14 protein-coding genes, 1 pseudogene and 1 riboswitch are annotated in these 17,545 nt (G+C 66.6%); all 15 genes and pseudogenes read right to left on the reverse strand.

The features are described 5' to 3' along the window. Window positions 1-89: 89 nt before the first annotated feature. Window positions 90-1,328 carry a PPE family protein gene (locus AC5Y4T_RS25425; protein WP_499956035.1) on the reverse strand — a complete coding sequence of 413 codons (1,239 nt, stop codon included), beginning with the start codon at window positions 1,326-1,328 and terminating at the stop codon, window positions 90-92. Window positions 1,329-1,611: 283 nt separating this feature from the next. Continuing rightward, a complete protein-coding gene (locus tag AC5Y4T_RS25430) occupies window positions 1,612-1,935 on the reverse strand; it encodes a DUF732 domain-containing protein (RefSeq protein ID WP_499916644.1) in 324 nt (107 codons plus the stop codon). 121 nt (window positions 1,936-2,056) lie between these two features. Beyond that, the gene (locus tag AC5Y4T_RS25435) at window positions 2,057-2,380 is read right to left on the reverse strand and encodes a DUF732 domain-containing protein (protein ID WP_499916646.1); all 324 of its coding nucleotides are present in this window, start codon (window positions 2,378-2,380) and stop codon (window positions 2,057-2,059) included. A gap of 55 nt (window positions 2,381-2,435) precedes the next feature. After that, on the reverse strand, window positions 2,436-3,839 hold the full coding sequence (locus AC5Y4T_RS25440; protein WP_499916648.1) for a PPE family protein: 1,404 nt from the start codon (window positions 3,837-3,839) through the stop codon (window positions 2,436-2,438). Between the two features lie 68 nt (window positions 3,840-3,907). Further along, the gene (locus AC5Y4T_RS25445) at window positions 3,908-5,161 is read right to left on the reverse strand and encodes a PPE family protein (protein ID WP_499916650.1); all 1,254 of its coding nucleotides are present in this window, start codon (window positions 5,159-5,161) and stop codon (window positions 3,908-3,910) included. Between the two features lie 895 nt (window positions 5,162-6,056). Next, window positions 6,057-6,392 carry a DUF732 domain-containing protein gene (locus AC5Y4T_RS25450; RefSeq protein ID WP_499956037.1) on the reverse strand — a complete coding sequence of 112 codons (336 nt, stop codon included), beginning with the start codon at window positions 6,390-6,392 and terminating at the stop codon, window positions 6,057-6,059. Window positions 6,393-6,409: 17 nt separating this feature from the next. After that, window positions 6,410-7,618: a PPE family protein gene (locus AC5Y4T_RS25455; protein ID WP_499956039.1), complete on the reverse strand. Its 1,209-nt coding sequence runs from the start codon at window positions 7,616-7,618 to the stop codon at window positions 6,410-6,412. Window positions 7,619-7,636: 18 nt separating this feature from the next. Then, window positions 7,637-8,824, reverse strand: a complete 1,188-nt coding sequence (locus tag AC5Y4T_RS25460) for a PPE family protein (RefSeq protein ID WP_499956041.1) — start codon at window positions 8,822-8,824, stop codon at window positions 7,637-7,639. A 21-nt stretch (window positions 8,825-8,845) separates the two neighbouring features. Further along, window positions 8,846-9,145, reverse strand: a complete 300-nt coding sequence (locus AC5Y4T_RS25465; protein ID WP_499956043.1) for a PE family protein — start codon at window positions 9,143-9,145, stop codon at window positions 8,846-8,848. A gap of 273 nt (window positions 9,146-9,418) precedes the next feature. Continuing rightward, window positions 9,419-9,594: riboswitch (M-box (ykoK) riboswitch) on the reverse strand. A gap of 136 nt (window positions 9,595-9,730) precedes the next feature. Continuing rightward, on the reverse strand, window positions 9,731-11,563 hold the full coding sequence (gene eccA5, locus AC5Y4T_RS25470; protein WP_499956045.1) for a type VII secretion system ESX-5 AAA family ATPase EccA5: 1,833 nt from the start codon (window positions 11,561-11,563) through the stop codon (window positions 9,731-9,733). Next, complete coding sequence (gene eccE / locus AC5Y4T_RS25475; protein ID WP_499956047.1) at window positions 11,560-12,759, reverse strand: type VII secretion protein EccE; 1,200 nt, start codon at window positions 12,757-12,759, stop codon at window positions 11,560-11,562. The genes eccA5 and eccE overlap by 4 nt, the downstream gene beginning before the upstream one ends. A gap of 16 nt (window positions 12,760-12,775) precedes the next feature. Beyond that, window positions 12,776-14,644 (reverse strand): S8 family serine peptidase, encoded by a 1,869-nt coding sequence (locus tag AC5Y4T_RS25480; RefSeq protein WP_499956049.1) that lies wholly within the window; start codon window positions 14,642-14,644, stop codon window positions 12,776-12,778. Next, on the reverse strand, window positions 14,622-16,133 hold the full coding sequence (gene eccD, locus AC5Y4T_RS25485; RefSeq protein WP_499956051.1) for a type VII secretion integral membrane protein EccD: 1,512 nt from the start codon (window positions 16,131-16,133) through the stop codon (window positions 14,622-14,624). Before eccD ends, AC5Y4T_RS25480 begins: the two co-directional genes overlap by 23 nt. 267 nt (window positions 16,134-16,400) lie before the next feature. Next, on the reverse strand, window positions 16,401-17,303 hold the full coding sequence (locus AC5Y4T_RS25490; RefSeq protein WP_499949450.1) for an ESX secretion-associated protein EspG: 903 nt from the start codon (window positions 17,301-17,303) through the stop codon (window positions 16,401-16,403). Window positions 17,304-17,407: 104 nt separating this feature from the next. Next, window positions 17,408-17,545, reverse strand: a pseudogene (locus tag AC5Y4T_RS25495) (type VII secretion protein EsxI); the annotation flags it as partial.

The raw sequence follows: 17,545 nt of genomic DNA on the forward strand, positions 1-17,545 counted from the left end.
CCGGCGGTTGCGCCTGTGCGGTCACAGAAAGCACGGGTGGTCCGGTCGGTTGGCTCAATGCCGCTTGAGGTCTCATGCCCAACACCCGCTCAATCCGCCGGCACCACGATGATCGTGGCCGTGGTGGCGACGCCATCGGCCGCCGCCGCGGCGATTCCGGTGGTGCCATTGCTGACGGTGCGCACACCGGCGCCCGCCAAAGTACGTCCGGCCAGACTCGCGGCGGCCATCTCGCCGAACATGACCCCCTGCGACGTCGCCGGAATCGGCTGTACGGCACCCAGACTCGTGCCCGGCAGCACCGAGGCGACGGTCCTCAGCACAGGTGCGGCGGTGGCCCAGCCCTGCGGGACCGACAGCGATCCGACCATTGTCGCGCGGCCCATCGATCCCGTCACGCCTCCTATCTCGGGTGTCACCGCCGAGATGTAGCCGCCCCGCAACGGCGCCAGCGGCGACAGCCCTCCGGCGATGGCCTTTCCGCCTCCGAGCAGTTCGGCGACGCCCGGCGCGTTCTGAGCCAGACCCAGGGCCTGCAGGGACAGCAGCCACCAGCCGCCGGGCAGGATGATCGCCCCGATGGGGCTGTAAGCGCCGGTAAGCGCGGCGAAAAATGGCCGGAGGGCGGCCGTGATCGGGTAGATGGCCTCGATGATCGATGCCGCCGGCGTCGCCGCCGAGGGGGTCGTTGCCAGGGCTTGCAGCATCGTGGGCGCTGCGTTGATCAGCGTCGACAGCTGGGCTGGGAGCTCCGATGCTGCGCTTTGTGCCACCGCTGCGGATTGTCGTGCCATCCCGAACGGATCGGTGGTCTGCGGCGGCTCCGTAAAGGGCGTCAGCTGCGTGGCCGCTGCCGACGCGGCCGCGTAGGCATACATCGCCGCGGCGTCCTGGGCCCACATCTCGGCATACTCGGCTTCGGCGGCCGCGATGGCCGCGGTGTTCTGGCCAAGGAAGTTGGTGGCGATCAGCGTCATCAACAGGCTGCGGTTGGCGGCGATCACCGGCGGGGGCACCGTCGCCGCGAACGCCGTCTCGTAAGCTGCGGCAGCGAGTTTGGCCTGCATCGCCGCCTGCTCCGCCTGCGCAGCCGACGCGGTCGCCCACGCCAGGTACGGGGTGACCGCGGCACTCATCGACGTCGCCGCCGGTCCTGACCACGACCCAGCGGTCATGCCCAGGATCGTCGAGCTGTAGGCCGCCGCGTAGGAATGCAGTTCGGCTCCCAGCGCATCCCATGCCGCGGCCGCGGCAAGCAAGGGCCCCGCTCCGGCGCCCACGTACATCCGTCCTGAATTGACCTCTGGTGGCAGCGCCCCGAAGTCCACCGTCGCCTCCGTCCTCCTCTGGCGCCAGGGTAGGGGCGTATCTGCGACCAGCCCGCAAATGAGCTGCGGCTCAAATGAAATTCATGAGATCTGTCAAGCGGACATATGTATGTTTCATGTGCTCGCTGACAGTGCGGCTTAGCGTCGTTCGGCGGAGAGCTGCCCGGAATCACGTTTGCATCGCCTTTTGGCGGCGACACCGGCGCGCCCTCTTCTCACCGGGTAGCGCGGCCGCACCGGGTTCCTGCGCAGCGAATCCGGCCCGTGTGCAACAACTCTGGGGCTAGCGGCTGTTAAGTTGCTGCGGGCAATAGAATTTCGCCGCGATCGCCAAGAAGGATGTCGCGTGCTCGTTGGTGAGTCCGGGGTTTTGATTCTTCAGTTCGTCGACCATTTGAGGGCCGAATTCGCCGTCGCTCATGGATACGCACACCGATTTGGCGAACGTGATCGCCGCCTCGGGGGTCGAGTAGGTGATGCCCGCGCTCCGTAGCGAGGCAAGGAAACCGGCCTCGTCGCCGCCGGGTGTCACCGGGTCGGCCTGCGCGAGCGGAGCCATTCCGATCGCGGCCGAAATGCCAACACTGAGCGCCAGCAGGAGTCTCATGACTCGTGAGCGTGCCATGTTCCGGCGTGGTTCGCAGCGTGGGGCGGTCCTTGGCAGTTACCTTCAGCGGCAGAGCGTTCGAGCTCAGCGGTGTCCGCGATCTGCACCCGCAGGCCGCGGCTCACGCCTTGGAGAGCTGTTGAGGGCAGTAGTACTTCGCGGAAAGCACAGCGAAGTTCGACGCCATCTCCATGTCCATTCCGGGATTGTGCGATTTCACGTCGTGCACCAATTCCAGGCCGGACTCGCCGTTGTTCAGGCAGGAGCACACCGCCCTTCCGGCGGCGACGGCCGAACCTGCGCTGTTGAAGCTGAAACCGGCCTGCTGCAGTGCGGCGACAAAGCCTCCGTCGTCGCCGTTCGGCGCAGGCGGAGGGTCGGCGTGTGCCGGTGCGGCGAGGCCGGCCACCGCCAACACGCCAAGTGACGCCAGTAGTCGTTTCATCTTTACCCTTTCCGTTGTGCGCTGGGTGCGGGGATGGACTGGTTTGCGTTGTCGCTCAACCTATCTGGGTGTTGGTCGGGACGACCTTCGATTTCTCGCCCTTCTTCAGGTGCACCGCGTGGATGCCCGGCTTCTTGGCAAGCTGCTCGAGGAGTGCGTCGAGATTCTCTTGATCGACGTTGTGATGCTGTACGGTGTCGGGCTTCTCCGAGATCTGTGCGACAAGGCGTTTCAGCTGTTCCGGCGATTGCTTGTCTTTGAGGTCTTTGATCGGAGTCATCCGGTTACGCACACCCGCGCGCGCCACGGTCGGACCGCCGGAGCCCACGGCGCTGCCCAGCATCCCGGCCAGTCCCATCGAACTGAACAGGCTCCCCTGGCCCAGCGCGGCCGCGGGCACCGCCTCCGGCCCGGCCGCCGACAGCGCGGCCGCGACGGTCCTGATGGCTGGGGTGGACGTGGCCCAGCTCGGCGGGATCGACAGCTTGCCGACCAGGGTGCCGGCGTTGCCCATTCCGGCGATCGGGCTGATCGAGCCGTACAAGGTGCCGCGGCCGAAACCCAGCGCACCCAGCCCCGCGCCCAGCGCGTCTTTCGGCAGCGCCCCGTAGCCGACGGGCGGGGCGAACTTGAGCCATTGTGACAACGGGAAGTTGATCAGCAACCCGATGTCGTTGAACTGCGTCGTCAGGCCTAGCGGCACCTTCACGGCGTTGTACATGGCGGTGTAGAAGCCGGCCCCGCCGGGGACGGTGTTGAACAGATCCGTCATGAACGTCTGGTAGAGGTAGGCCAAGTTCGCCGGCGTGGAAAAGGGCCCGCTGTACGGCAGGGTGGTGGTCGCCGCCGATGCGGCGGTGTTGGCGACATTGGCGGCCGGGGTGCTTGCCGCCGAACTCACCGCGGCTGCTTGCATCGGCTCTGCGGAGTCATTGGTGGTCTTGGGTGCCGGGCTGAATTCGGTCAGATTGTTGGATGCGGTCGCCGACGAGGCGAAGTACGTGTCCATCGCCGTGGCATCCTGAGCCCAGAACTCGCTGTATTGGGCCTCGTTCGCGGCTATCGCGGAAGTGTTCTGCCCGAACAGGTTTGTCGCCACCAGCTGCGCGAGCAGCGCGCGATTCTCCGCGATCACCGCGGGCGGCACGTGCGCGGCGAATGCCGTCTCGTAGGCGGTGGCCGCATCGATGGCCTGGGCGGCGGACTGTGCGGCCTGCGCGGCGGTCTGCTGCATCCACGCCACGTACGGCGCGGCCGCGCTCACCATCGCAATCGAAGACGGGCCCAGCCAGGGCCCGGCCGTCAGGCCCGACAGCACCGACGAGTACGACGTTGCGGTGGACTGCAATTCGGTGGCCAGGTTCTGCCATGCCGTCGCCGCAGCCACCAAGGATCCCGCTCCCGGTCCGCTGTACATCCGGCCCGAGTTGAATTCCGGCGGAAAGGCTCCGTAAAACATCTGTGGTACCCCCTACCTGGCTGCCTGGGTCGACAGCGCTTGGCTGCCATACGGTTTGGTCATCGCGGTCACTCCTCGACGTAAGGGATCACGATGATGGTGGCCGCGGCGGGGTCAGCCTCGGCGGCCACGCCGCCCAGCTGGCCCGCCGTAAAGGCGGCGCCACCGACGGGCCGAGTTGCGGCGGCCGCGACGGCGCGTCCGGCCAGGCTGGACAAGACCATCTGGCTGAACGCCCCCTCTTCACCGGCCATCGCGGCGGCCGCCGCCGTGCTGGACGGTAGCGCTTGCGAGAGCGTTCGGATCGCCGGGGCGGCTTCGGTCCAGCCCTGCGGCACCGACATGCTGCCCACCACAGCGGCTTTGCCCATCGACCCCGACACCTGCCCTGCCCCCACCGCGGAGCTGAGCATGGGCTTGGCGGCGTTGGCGCCACTGGTCAGCGGCGCCAGCGCCCCGGAAATGGCTTTCGGCCCAGCCAGATACGCGGCCGCGCCCTGACCGTTCTGTCCCCAGGCATACGCCTGGCCGAACGACAGGAACGGGCCGCCTGGGATGGTGCTCCACGACTGGGGCGAGAAGGGCCCGGTCAGCACCGACCAGAATTCGTTCCAGTTGGTGATGAAACTCGGCACGGTGAGTCCGCTGCCCGATGAGGGATCGGCCGCCGTTGTCGCGGCTTGTACCGCCGGCTGCGCGGTGGTGCTCAGTTGTGACAGGTGGCTGACGGTATTCCCGCTGGACTGTCCGGTGCTCTGGGCGACCGCGGCCGCTTGCGAAGGAGCGGCCGAGTCGTTGGTGGTCCGCGGTGGTTCGGCGAACGGGGTCAGCTGCGAGGCACTCGCCGACGACGCGGCGTACGAATACATCGCGGCGGCGTCCTGCGCCCACATCTCCATGTAGTGGGCTTCGGTGGCGGCGATCGCCGGGGTGTTCTGGCCGAGGATGTTGGTGGCGACCAACATCGCGAGCAACGCGCGGTTGGCGGCGATGACCGGCGGCGGAACGGTGGCCGCGAACGCGGCCTCATAGGCGCCTGCCGCGAGTTTGGCCTGAGCACCCGCCTGCTCGGCTTGCGCGCCGGTGGCGTGGATCCACGCCACATACGGTGCCGCCGCGGCCGCCATTGCGATGGATGAGGGGCCCGTCCACGGACCCGTCACCAGGGTGTCGATCGTCGAGCTGTAAGAGGCCCCGGTGCTTTGCAGCTCCGCGGCCAATTCGTCCCAGGCCGCGGCCGCGGCCAGCAGCGGCCCCGATCCCGCTCCGACGTACATCCGGCCGGAGTTGAATTCCGGCGGAAAAGCCCCGAAATCCAACATCTAAGGCCTCCGGTCCCAGTTCTGGCCGCCGCGCTGGGCACGGGTCGCCGGCCCCGGCATCGACACGGACGCACAATTCATCGAATGTGTCACCGGATACATGCGTGGATTCCGTGTGTTGCAGATAACAAAGCCATGCCGCTCCTAGCTCTGAATCGGCGCCTAAATGGCGTGCGAACGACTAGTCAAGCCACGCTGCTGTTGTTCCGATAATCGTGCAGGCCGCTTATTCAGCCAACGTTCCCGCCAGGTAAACCTTTGTAAAACAAATGTGTTCGCGAGCCCTTGACCCGTGTGAGTCCGTTGAACACTGCCCCTGAGGTAATGGCGTGAATCACGTCGTAAACGGCAGGTGAGCAGCTTCCAGCGCCGGATCCACACAAATTGATTCTTGGATCCGAAAAATTCGGCGGTTCTTCATACGAGTCGGCGACTCAGCCGACTCGATAAGTTAGATCAGTACTAAAAGCTCTCGTATCCGCTGGCGAATCGTGGAAACCTCCTATACCGGCGCAAGAAAATGACTAAGGCGTATATTTATTGGAATCGCATTTCATGGCCGCCGCGATTTCACCGGTAGCTTTTCGGCGCTGCCGCAGAAACTGTTGAACCTTCAGTCCAGCAGTCGGTCTGCTCGCAGATCGCCCGGATATTCTTCAGCCGACGTATCGACATCGCCGAGCACGTATTTGATCGTCATACCGGTCTCCTCGGGTTCACCTATACGAGTAGACGCGGCCAGTCTGGCGTAGCACTGATTAGCTACTGGCAGTTTCCTGGAAGGCCATTTTCGCAGATCAACTCCCCTTTGCGGGTGGACTCCGCCGCCGGCAATCGGGCTTCGAGACGTTGCCGAATTGCGGCCATCCGAGGGCCGGAGCGGCCGATGTCCCGGTTAGCTCTTGTTTTGGGAGTTCGTCCCGCCATCGCTGCTGGCTAGTCGGTCGGGACAGTAGGCGCTGGCGGCGGCCTGGACGAAAAGAGCGGCTTTACCCATCGTGACCGCCGGGTTGAACTCGTGCAGATCCTTGATGATGTCGGCCTCTGAGGTGCCCGAGTTTGCCAAGTCGCATACCTTTTGGCCCGCTTTTATCGCGCGGTCGGGGTTTTGATAGCTGATGCCAGCCTTGTTGAGCGCGGTGAGGAACGCGTCGTCGTCGCGATCGGCGTGCGCCGGTATTGCCATGCCGACCAGCGCAAGGGCGCTGACGAAAAACGGGAGAAACCTCATGTCGTGAGCTCGCTTCCTTAACCGGCCGCGGGTGGCCGGCCCATGATGCGGGGGCGGAATCCGTACATCGGCTCGGAGAACTCGTCCTCATGCCCACCGGGGAGGCCGGCCAGTGGCATGCCCGGCATGCCGACAGCCCCAGCCTCTTCCATCACCATCGGGGTGGCGGAGCCGAAGCTGTGGTATGCCCCCAGGCCGACCTGAGTCGTCGTCGACAGCGGTGTGATCGCCGCTCCGGTGGCGCCCCAGGCCGGCGGAACCGACAGGGCGCCAACCACACTCGCCTGGCCTACGCCCGCCACCGCTGCCGCACCGGGCGCGGTCACCGACGCCAGGTTCGCGGTACCACCAAGACCGGCGGCCAGGACCCCCAGGCCCGACGTGGTCGAGTCGACTGCGTTCAGGGCATTGATGGAGTTCACGTTGACCGCCGAATCGACGAATGTCGTCGGGTTCAGCAGCCCACTGGTGGTGAAGGCGTTGGACAAGTTGGCGACCGAGGCGTTGTTGAGGAAGCTTCCGAACACGTTCCCGTCGGAACCATCCAAAAAGTTCATGAGTCCCGCGAGCCCGGGCTGGCCGGGTCCGTTGGTATTGGGGGCGAGTCCTAGCCACGAAAGCAGTCCGCCCGACGGGTCGCTCGAGGCGTCATCGGCGGCGTTGACAACCGCGGCGGTCTGTTTGGCGGTTCCGTCGACGGTGGTGTCAGATTGCGGTTGTTGGAACGGTGTCATCTGGGTCGCCGCGCGCGAGGCGACGCTGTAGTTGGTCATCGCGGCTGCGTCTTGAGCCCACATCTCGCCGTATTGGGCCTCGTTGGCCGCGATAAGTCCGGTGTTCTGACCGAAAAGGTTGGCGGCCACCAAGTGCTTCAGCTGGACGCGATTGGCCGCGACGACGGCAGGGGGCACGGTCGCGGCAAACGCGGCCTCGTATGCGGCTGCGGCGGCGTTGGCCTGTGCGCCAGCCTGCTCGGCCTGGGCGGCGGTGGTGCTGAGCCACTCGACGAAAGGAGCGACCGCGGAAGACATTGCGGCCGAAGACGGACCAAACCAGCCCTCGCCCACAAGCGACCTGATAACCGCATCGTAATTAGTTGCAGCGGAACGCATTTCACCAGATATGGCGTTCCACGACGCCGCGGCGGTCAGCATGGATTCTGAGCCCGGCCCGGAATACATTCTGGCCGAGTTGATTTCCGGCGGCAATCCCGCATAAAGCGACATGACATCTTCTCCAGGTTCTCAGCCGGCGGCCGGCGGACGTGGCATGACGACGGGTCGAAACCCGTATTTGGGGATGGCGCGGCGTAGCCGCCTGCCGGTGGCACCCATCGGGCCCGCGACGCCTCCAGGCCCGCCTGCCGCCGGGGCGGGCCCCGCGTCCGTGAGACCGGTGACGCCGGTGGCCTGCACGGCCGTTTGACCGGGGGCGATATTGCCCGCCGACGTCCAGGTTTGCGGCACCGACAGCGAACCCACCAGACGCGCGTTGCCTACCTCGGCAGTTGCGCCGTCTAGGCCGGCCGGTCTCGCGCTAGACGTCAGGTCCGCAGCAGCGACGCCTTCGGCGTCGGCGTCGAAATCTGCTAGGCCCCCCAGTGTCGTTGCATGCTGCGCTGCCAGGACGCCCTGCGCCGACGCAATGATGAACTGCGGGTTGAACGGGCCACCGGCGAGGGCACCGTTGACCACCGCGGTGGAAAAGAAGTTGCCGTTCGTGAACGTGCCGAAGGCCGAATTGCTTTTCCCGCTCAACAGGTCGGCCAGCCACGATGACAAAGAACCCGTCGACGAAGATGCCGCGGGATCTGCGGCCGCCGAAGCCAGTGTCGACTGCACCGTTCCCGCCGGTGCTTGAGCCGCATTGATCACCGAATTGGCTTGGGCCGCGAGTGCGTCGGTATTGGTATTCGGCTGCGGCGCCGTCATAGGTGTCAATCGGGCCGCGGCCGTTGACGCGACCGCATAGCCGTTCATCGCGCCCGCGTCTTGCGCCCACATTTCGGCATACTGCGCTTCTGTCGCCGCGATCGCCGGGGTGTTCTGGCCGAAGACGTTGGTCGCCACCAGGATCGCCAGCTGAGCGCGGTTGGCCGCGATCACCGGCGGGGGCACCGTCATGGCAAAGGCAGACTCGAAGGCGGAAGCCGCCAAGAACGCCTGACTACTAACCTGCTCGGCCTGGGTGGCGGTGCCATTCAGCCACGCCAGGTAGGGCGCGGCCGCGGCCAGCATCGACATCGACGAAGGGCCCAGCCAACCCGAACCCGTCAATTCGTTCACCACCGCCCCGTAAGAGGCCGCAGCGGAGCGCATCTCGGCGGCCATCGTGTTCCATGCGGCGGCGGCGGCCAGCATCGGTCCCGATCCGGGCCCGGCATACATTCTGGCCGAGTTGATTTCGGGTGGCAGCGCCGCAAAATCCAGCATCGTCGGTTCCCCCAGGACTTCTCAGCGGGCCGAGACTGCGTTGATGGCCTCGGTGGCCGCGTATGACCCGGCACTGGTCTGCAAGGTGTTCACGAAGTTCTCATGCACCGCGGCGGCCTGGGCGCTCAGCGCCTGGAACATCTGGCCGTGCTGCGCGAATCGCGCCGCCGTCAGCAGCGACACGACATCCGCGGCGGCAGGCACCACGCCGGTCATCGGGACGCCGGTGGCCGAGTTCTGGGCGGTCAGCGCAGAGCCGATCTCTTGCAGCAGTCCGGCTGCCACCGACAACGAGTCTGGTTGTGCCATAACAAAGTTCATCACGAAATCTCCCCACGAAAAGGTCGGCACGCCAGGGTCTGGCCATGCCGCGGGCGCGCAACGACGCGATGGCGGTGCGCATGCTACGAAAACTGGCTAATTACAAGCCAATTCAGGCAAAAATGAAGCTGAGGCCGGATCGAAGCGAAATGGTCAGCGATCTGGCGTACGGACTGTCACCGGGACTAATTCGCTCTCACCTCCTCAAAGCCAGGGCGCGCGAGGGCGCCGCACAGTCACACGGGGAGGAACAACCAGGCGAAAAGGCCGGTCGCGGCACCCCTCTCGTCAGAGCTTCGGCACCACACGGCGTATCCGGCTAATCAAAGCCGGAAGCCACTTGGGCTCAACCCTTAATCCGGGAGGAGCTGTCCTGACCCTGGGCGTCTTTCGACGTTCGAGGTCAGTGGCCTGTGTCCGTGCAGACGCCTCACCTAGCGAGGTGCTTGCATTGGCAATGGTGGCACTCGGCCAGGGTTGAGTCAAGCTGACGTACAACACAATCCCTGAGGTTCACTCCGAGGTCACCTGGGATGCATCCGGCCGGCGCCCGCTGCGAGGGCTCGCTGACCCGAGGATGACGGGTCAGTCCGGCTTCTTCTCGGCGACGGCCGCGCTGAGGCCCTCGGCGAGATCCTCCTCGGTCAATTCCTTGAAACGCAGCAGTTGCCGCTCGCTGAACTCGGTCACATCGCTGGCCAGCACCGCGTCCAGGTCCTCGTCGTCCAGGCGGAAACTACGGTGATCGCGGGCCTTTTCCACCACGTTGCGCACGAAACCCGCATTGCCGAGCGTATCAATGCCGCGGATGAGATCGCCGTCCTCCGAATAGCTTTCGTCGAGATAGAACTTCGTGTACGACGGCAGCAACGCCTGTGCCGATTCATCGGTGATCACGTCTTCGTTCTCCTGGCCCATCAACCGGGTCAGCGCGACCAACTCGTCCGGGGTGTAGCTGAAGAACTCGATGACGGTCGAAAAACGCCGTCGCAGACCCTGATTCACCTCGAGCATCTTGTCCATGGCCTTGGCGTAGCCCGCGCCGAAGACAACCAGCTCGTCGCGATGATTCTCCATGTACAACAGCAAGGTGTTGATGATCGCGTTGCCGTACGGGTCGCCCTGCTGATAGCCCTTCTCGTGCAGCGTGTGCATCTCGTCGAAGAAGACCGCGCCGCCCAGCGCACCCTCCAGGAGCTCCTCGGTGTTCTTCTCCGCGTCCGCCATGTAGCGCCCCAAAAGCTTGGTGCGGCTGGTTTCGACCACCACCGGCTTGCGCAGCACGGTCAACCCGCACAGCTGCTTGCTGAAAGCCCTTGCCACCGAGGTCTTTCCGGTGCCCGGCGGACCGAGCAACAACGTGTGGCGGGACGTGACCGGCACTGGCAGCCCCATCTTGGCGCGCGCCAGGTTCACCTTTGTCGTCGACTTGATGAGCTTGATTTCGCGCTTGGCGCGTTCCATGCCGAGCATGGCGTTGAGCTCTGCGTCGCCTTCGGCCAGGTACTTCGCCGCCTCTTCGGCGTGGCGAGCGGCCTCGGCCTCGGCTCGGGTCGGTGCGCTGTCCGGGTCCCACGGGTCGGTACGGGCCTCGATGGTTTCGGGATCGGTCAGGACCAGGCGGAAGTTTGGGTTGTCCAGCGCTTCGCGGGCCGGCGTGAACTTCGGGTCCCGCGAGTACACGCGCCGCAGCAGCTCGACGGCCTCGTCCTCACGGCCCAGGTGCCGCAAGCACATGCCCTGGGTGTACAGCGCGATGTTGGCCGCGCCCGGCACCCGGTCGCCTTCGATGGCCTCCTGGCCGCGGCGCAAGGCCTCCTCGAACACACCCAGCGAAGCCAGCGCCGTGGTGGCCATCGCTGCGCCCGCGGCCTTGAGTTCGGGTTGCCGCCAGGTCTTCCCCTCGGCGAACTGGTTCAGCACATCCGGCCACCGGGCCGTCCGGAAGTACAGCACGCCGCGCACGTAGCTGACCAGTTCCTCGTCGACCGGTTGGCGGGGTTCGACGCCGTCGATGAGTTTCGCGGCTTCCTCGTAGCGTTTGGCCTCTGCGAGAACAGCGGCGTACGCGCATGCCAGCGTCTCCACGCTGGTGACCGCCAGCCGCAGGAACAGCCCGTCGGAAACCTCTGGGCGGAACTGCAATTCGGTCACCCCGAGGCGGCGAGTCTCCCAGCCGAAGGTCCGGATCGCGGACCACGCACCGGAAAGCACATCGATGCTCTGCTCCCCCGCCATGATCCGCGCCAGCCAGGCGTCACACATCGCTGGATCCAGGTTGGTCGCCGTGGTGAACATCTGCGACGCCACCTGCGGATTGTGGCTGGGCTGCAGACCATTGACCGAGACGCCGGAGGCCAACAGGCCGGCGACCATCGCGTTACGCGCGCCTTCGGCGGTTGATTGCGGCCTTGTCATTGCGCCACAGGGACGCCCGTCGGGCTCGCCGGCAGGCGGTGGACGGATAGCGCGAGGTCGTCATCGTCGGCGCGCATCGGACGGCTCGGCACGACCAGAAGGGGGCGCGCCGTCGGGGCGGGCAGGCTGGCCCGCACCGCGGCGAGCTGGCGGCCGGTGAGCCGGTTGAGGCCCGACGAGACGTTGCGGCGCAACCGCTTCTCGGTGTGGTACCGCACCCATGCCGATACCTGCGGCCGGCCGCCGCGCGAGGTGAGCCGGATGGTCAGCACCGTGGCGACGGTTTGGTCCGCCCACAGCTCATCCAGCTTGTCGGTGGTGATGTCGGACGGCGACAACCAAAAGCTGGTGACGAACCCGTTGAAGTGCTTGAGACGACGCCAGCCGGGGCGGCTCCAGGTCGGTTCCAGATCGGCCAGCACCGCGCGGTCGACTTCCGCGAGCTCCTGCGCGGTCAAGGGCCGGGCCGCGCAGGTCAGCCCGTCGAGATCTTGGGCGAGCCGCTCGGTGGCGGCCACCAGGGTCGACGCCAGCGAGTCGCGGGCGGCGACGGCGGCAACGTTGCGCTGCGGGTTCATCCGCAACACCAGCCAGGTGCGGCGAATGTAGGAGGTGGGTGCGTCGTCGGGCACCTCCCGCTCCTGGGCGCCCCGGTCGTCCAGCTTCGACAGCTCGGCGCCACTGCCGCCCCCGCCGACCTTCACCGACACGATGTCGATGTCGTCGAGGTGGATGTCGAACTGGCGCAGGCCGGAGGCGACGGCCGACACCAACAGCGTCGGCGCCGAGTGCCGGTGACGAAGGCGCGAGGCCGAGTCGTCGTCACCGCCGCTGATGCCGATCACCGTGACCAATTGGCCTTCGTACTGCCGCACGCCGACCTTGTCGCGCCCGTACTTGCGCTGATAGTCGAGGGCCGGGGTGCAACCGGCGGACAGTGCGGAGCCCGGGTCGGCGGACCAGTCCCACAGCCACGTCGCCAACCCCGTCGTCACGGTGAGGCCGTGGTAGGTCACCAGCGACAGCAGCGTCACCAACAAGGCCAGGCCGACACCCACCCAGAACGCGATGCGATACGTGCCCTGCCAGGATTCGGGGCAGTGGCTGGCCACCAGCATGATCACGACGTCGATCAAGAACACGGTGGTCAGCCGCGGCCATGCTAAGGACAACCCAAACCTGCGCTGACGCTTCATGAAAGCTGCTCCGCCCCTACTGCTGTTTCCGTGATCGCTTCATCAGCGTCGCCGTACCGAACACTCCGCCGCCGATCAGTAGCGCTCCTAGCAACCCTCCGGCTGCCACCCACACCGGCACCATATCCCGGTGCGGGGCGGGTGTCGGAATGTTCAGCGGTGCCGATAGTTGCTGCGGCGGTTTCACCGGACCGTCGGGTACATCCCAGGTCAGTGCGGCCACCGGGTCGACGACACCGTGACCGACCTGGTTATCCACGCCGCGCGCGGGCGCACGGGCGGTGCGGGTCAGGCGGTTGATGACCTGATACGCCGACAGCTGCGGATACTTGGCCCGCACGAGTGCCGCGACGCCGGACACAATCGCCGCGGAGAAGCTGGTGCCCGACGGGACCAGCAAGGTGTTGTCCGGCCCGTCGATCGCGTTGATCAGGCCGTCGTCGCGCGGCGAGAGTCCGACGACGTCCGTCCCGGGCGCGGCGATCCCGACCCACGGCCCGGCCACGCTCGTCGACGCCTGGCCCTGGTTGCCCTGGCTCTGCGGGCGGCCTTCGGTGTCGACCGCGCCGACCGTGAGGACGAAGTCGCTGAACCAGGACGGCGTCACGACCGTCGTGACCGCGTTCCAGTTGCGAGGATCGTTGGGCTGCAACGGATCATGCGGCGGGTTCTGCTTGCAGTCCTTTTTGCTGGTGTCGCCGGCGGCAGCCACGATGACGGCGTTCTTGTCGACCGCCGCGTAGCGAACGGCCGCGCCCAGCGACCGCTGGTCGATGATGTTGCGCGCGCTCATGCAGGTCACATCGGAGATGTTGATGACCTGAGCACCCAGGTTGGCGGCGTGCACGATCGCGCGCGCCATCGTTTGAACGTTGTCGATCTTGGCTGAGGTCTGCGGGTCCTCGTCACCGGTGTAGGCGTCCTTCAGGCCGAACGCCTGGCTGGACTGCCGGATCGCGATGATGTCGACATCCGGGGCAACTCCGCTGAACGCGTCCGGACCGCCCTTGGGCGGTGGCGGGGGTGGCGGTGGCGGTGGCGGTGGCGGGTCGAGTGGGCGCGGGCCGCGCAGGTTGTCCACGTTGGCCACGTGCCCGCCACCGGCATAGCCGGGAATGGTCACCGTGCCGCCGCCGTGACCGGCCGCCGGCGCTTGCCCATTGGGGCCCGGTCCACCTTGCGATGGTCCGGGGGGCGGGCCCGCGGGCGCTGGAGCCGCCGGAGCCGCCGGCGCCGGCGGCGGCGCCCCGAAGGGACCCTGGGGCGGCGCTTGTTCCTGAGACTGGGGCGGCGGCGGGACCATCGTCACCGTCTGAGGCAGCGGCGACAGGGTCACCGTCTGCGGCGGTGGCGCTTTGGGCGGTGGCTCCGTAGTGGGGATGGTGACCGGCTTGCGCGGTGCCGCCGGCGGCACTCCCGCCCCGTTGGCCGGCGCCGCACCGATCATCGACGCCACGATGGTGCCGTGCGCGTCGCAGTCGGACAACCCGTCCCCGGCCATGATGTAGTCACCGCCGGGAATCAGGTGCGGAAACCTCGGGTGCGGCGTCACGCCGGTGTCGATGACGGCCACCTTCACCCCGGCACCCCGACCGAACTGCCACGCCTCCTGCAGATTCAGCATGTCCATGTACTTCGGCTGCAGCCGGAAATCCGTCCCCGGCAGGACACCGACCTCGGTGCAGTACGAGTTCTGCTTCATCGGCGCCCCGGGCCCCGGCGGACCGTCCGGCGGGACCGCGGCGGCGTCGATCGTCGGGGGCGAAATGGCGTAGGCGGGCGGTAGGCCGGCTAATGCACCCGACGCCAGTAAGGCGGCGGCAACGGTCGCGGCGGACGCGCGACTACGCCACACCCTGCCCTTAGCGATAGCGGATTGCTGCATAGACATTCATCAACCACAATGCCAGCGGGAAAATTGGCATCAGGCAGAGGTATTCAATCCATTCCACGAATTTGCGGAATAATGGGCTGTACACGGTGTTCGGCACCACGGCCGCCGATGTCAGTCCCGCGGCCGGCAGCAGCACCAGGATCGCCACGCTGATCGACACCGCGAGCGGGCTCTGCAGTACCAGCGCGTAGCGCAACACGACGGCACCGACGATCAGCACCGCGGTTCCGGCCAGGGTGATCGCCTGCCAGCGGTCGACGTAGGAGCGGCCGCGCAGCATCAGGAACCCCGCGCTGAATCCGGCCAGCAAGAGCGGCAGCCAGCGCTGTCCTGTGTGCGGATCCGACAGTGCGGTCAGGGACACGATCATCAGCACGCCGAGCCCGATCAGCAAACCCGACAGGAACGAGCGGGCGCGTTCGGCCTGGGTCAACACGTCGCGGACCGACGCGGGGCCCTCCAGGACCGGAGGCCCGCCGTCGGAGCGCACCACGGTGGTGGGCAGGTCGGGCCGGGCCTCGAACACCCACCGGCTGGTCGCCGATGGAAAGACGGGCAACCGGATGCCCGCCAGCCGCCGCGAGATCGCCGGTGCGCTTTGGTAGATCATGACCGACACCAGCACGGTGCAGGTGAAGAGCGTCACGGCGCTCGTCATGGCGACCATGCGGGCGAGCGCGGCAACCGTCGTGATCAGGCCGACGGTGACGATGGCGGTGTAGATCGCCAGTCGGCGACCGGTGAACCGCAGGGCGAGGATCGCGCCGACGCTGAGCACGCTGAAGCCCAGAACCGCGTGCGGCGATCCAACACCACCGGGCGGCGCCGCCGCCGCAGCGATCGACACCGGTGCGAGGCTGCTCAACAGCATGGTGTCGGCGACGCGACGCTCCTGCTGCGAACGGGCCCGCATCAGCAGCATCAGCGAAACACCCAGCACCGCGGCGCCGATCACGCCCGCGTACACGGTCGGAAGCCACGAGTTGTGGTGCCAACGCCACCAACCGAGCAGGCCGGCCGCGGTCGTCACCCCGATGGCCACCATCGACGCCCCGACCTGCACCGCGATCACCGGGTCGATGGCGGCGAAACGCTTGCTCAGGTCCGCCGCGACCGCGGTGGAGATGTGCTCGATGACCTGCGAGCGGTGCTCGGTGTCCGGGATGAACCGGATCCACAACCGGTCGCCGTCGTAGACGTCCTGCTCGCTCAGCGATTGGGTGGCCCGCAGCGGCGAACCGTCCACCAGGCACAGCGCCCAGCGGCCCCGGCCCGACGCCTCCAGCGGAGTCTCGCCGAGCTCTCGCAACCGGCTGTTGACCACCTTCAGCAACGGTTCGGTCATCACCGAGACCGGGGCGTTGGCGTCCAGCAGGACACCGATCTGGACACCCGCGCCGGCCATCACGCCGACGACGACTGCCTGAGGCTGCGAGATTCCCTCAACGTCAGGCTGTGGTACTTCAACTACCGCAGTCATCGTCTTGCACTCCTTGTGATGAATGTGTCAAAAGCCCATGCCGCCAGCCGCGCGCGGGCGTGCGCCGGCGCACTCGTCGAGGTGCTGTGGCCCCCCGCAAAGTGCATTCCGACCAATTGGAATTCCATCTGCCTCGCCTTGCGATTAAGAGTTGTCGTTGACACCGGTTCGAGATTTGCTGATGCGCTGACAGAAGTATGCCGTGTTCGCAGCTCAACCGCATGTTGAGCGCGACGACATTGATGAAATCTTTGTTTCGCGCGAACCTCACACCCTGCTGTGGGTTTTCCACTCGCCGTAGGGAAGTGTGTCCAGCACAGTCTTGACGCCCACCTGCACCAACTGCGGGGTCGCCGGGCAGATGGCAAGCCACGCCTCCCCCGAACCCGCGGTGCGGGCCTGCTGGTAGAGCGCGATGCGGCCCCCCGAGCCGTCTTTGAGCGACAGCACCGACGCGCTTGGGCCCTTGGCGTCGTCCTGGTACTGGCGGGCGTACACCGCAACCTCGGCGGCCGGGTCGGACAGCGCCTGACCCAGGGCGGCCACGGTGGCGGCGCTGATTCCCATCCGGCGCAGGTCTCCCCCCGAAAACACGTTGAAGCCCGACTCCTGCCACGACTTCGTCGCTTCCAGCATTTCCTCCAGCGGGACGTTGACCGCGTTGATTGCTGCGGGCTCCGCGTGGTGGATGGACTCCAGGGCGTCGATCACCAGGGAGGCGATCGAGGCGCTGTCCGCGACGGCGACGTCGTCGACGGTGATCTCGCCGCCCACCCGAACGGCCGACACCCAGTGCTGGCCGCGGCGGGCCAGCACCACCCGAAATTCGTTGTCGGGGATATCGCGGGAGCCCGGGGGCTGATTCTCGTCATCGAGCACGCCGTAGGCCAGCTTGCCTCGGGACAACAGAGCGACCACCTCGAGGTCGGGCGCCGCGAGCACCCGCATCCGCGCGGCCACGTGCTCGTTCACCTCGTCGTTCTCGACGATCCCCTGCTCGCGCATCACCGCCATTCCGGGATGCTCGTTGAGCCAGTCGCTCGAGTCGGTCGACACATATGGCCGGCACCGCAGCTCCGGCGCGACGTGCCGGATGTCCAGGAGCGCCTGAAGCATCCAGAAACCGTCGACGTTGACAGTGATGTCGGTGCGGGTGCTCTGTTGGTCCATCAAATCCCCACTTGGTCCCTAATACTTCAAGCCAAATTGCACGGTAACCGCAGGACGCGGCAGCACACCGACGGGTGGTGTGCTGCCGCGCCTGAAGTTGCGGGTCAGGCCCAGGAGGACCCAACGGCGCTGTCGGTGCTGGCCATGTTGCTGCCCGCGGACTGAACCTTCTGTCCGTGCGCGTTGGCCTGCTCGTAGATGACCTGGAAGTTGCGACCCAACTGGGTGATGAACTCCTGGCA

This window comes from Mycobacterium sp. NGS11, assembly GCF_059813315.1.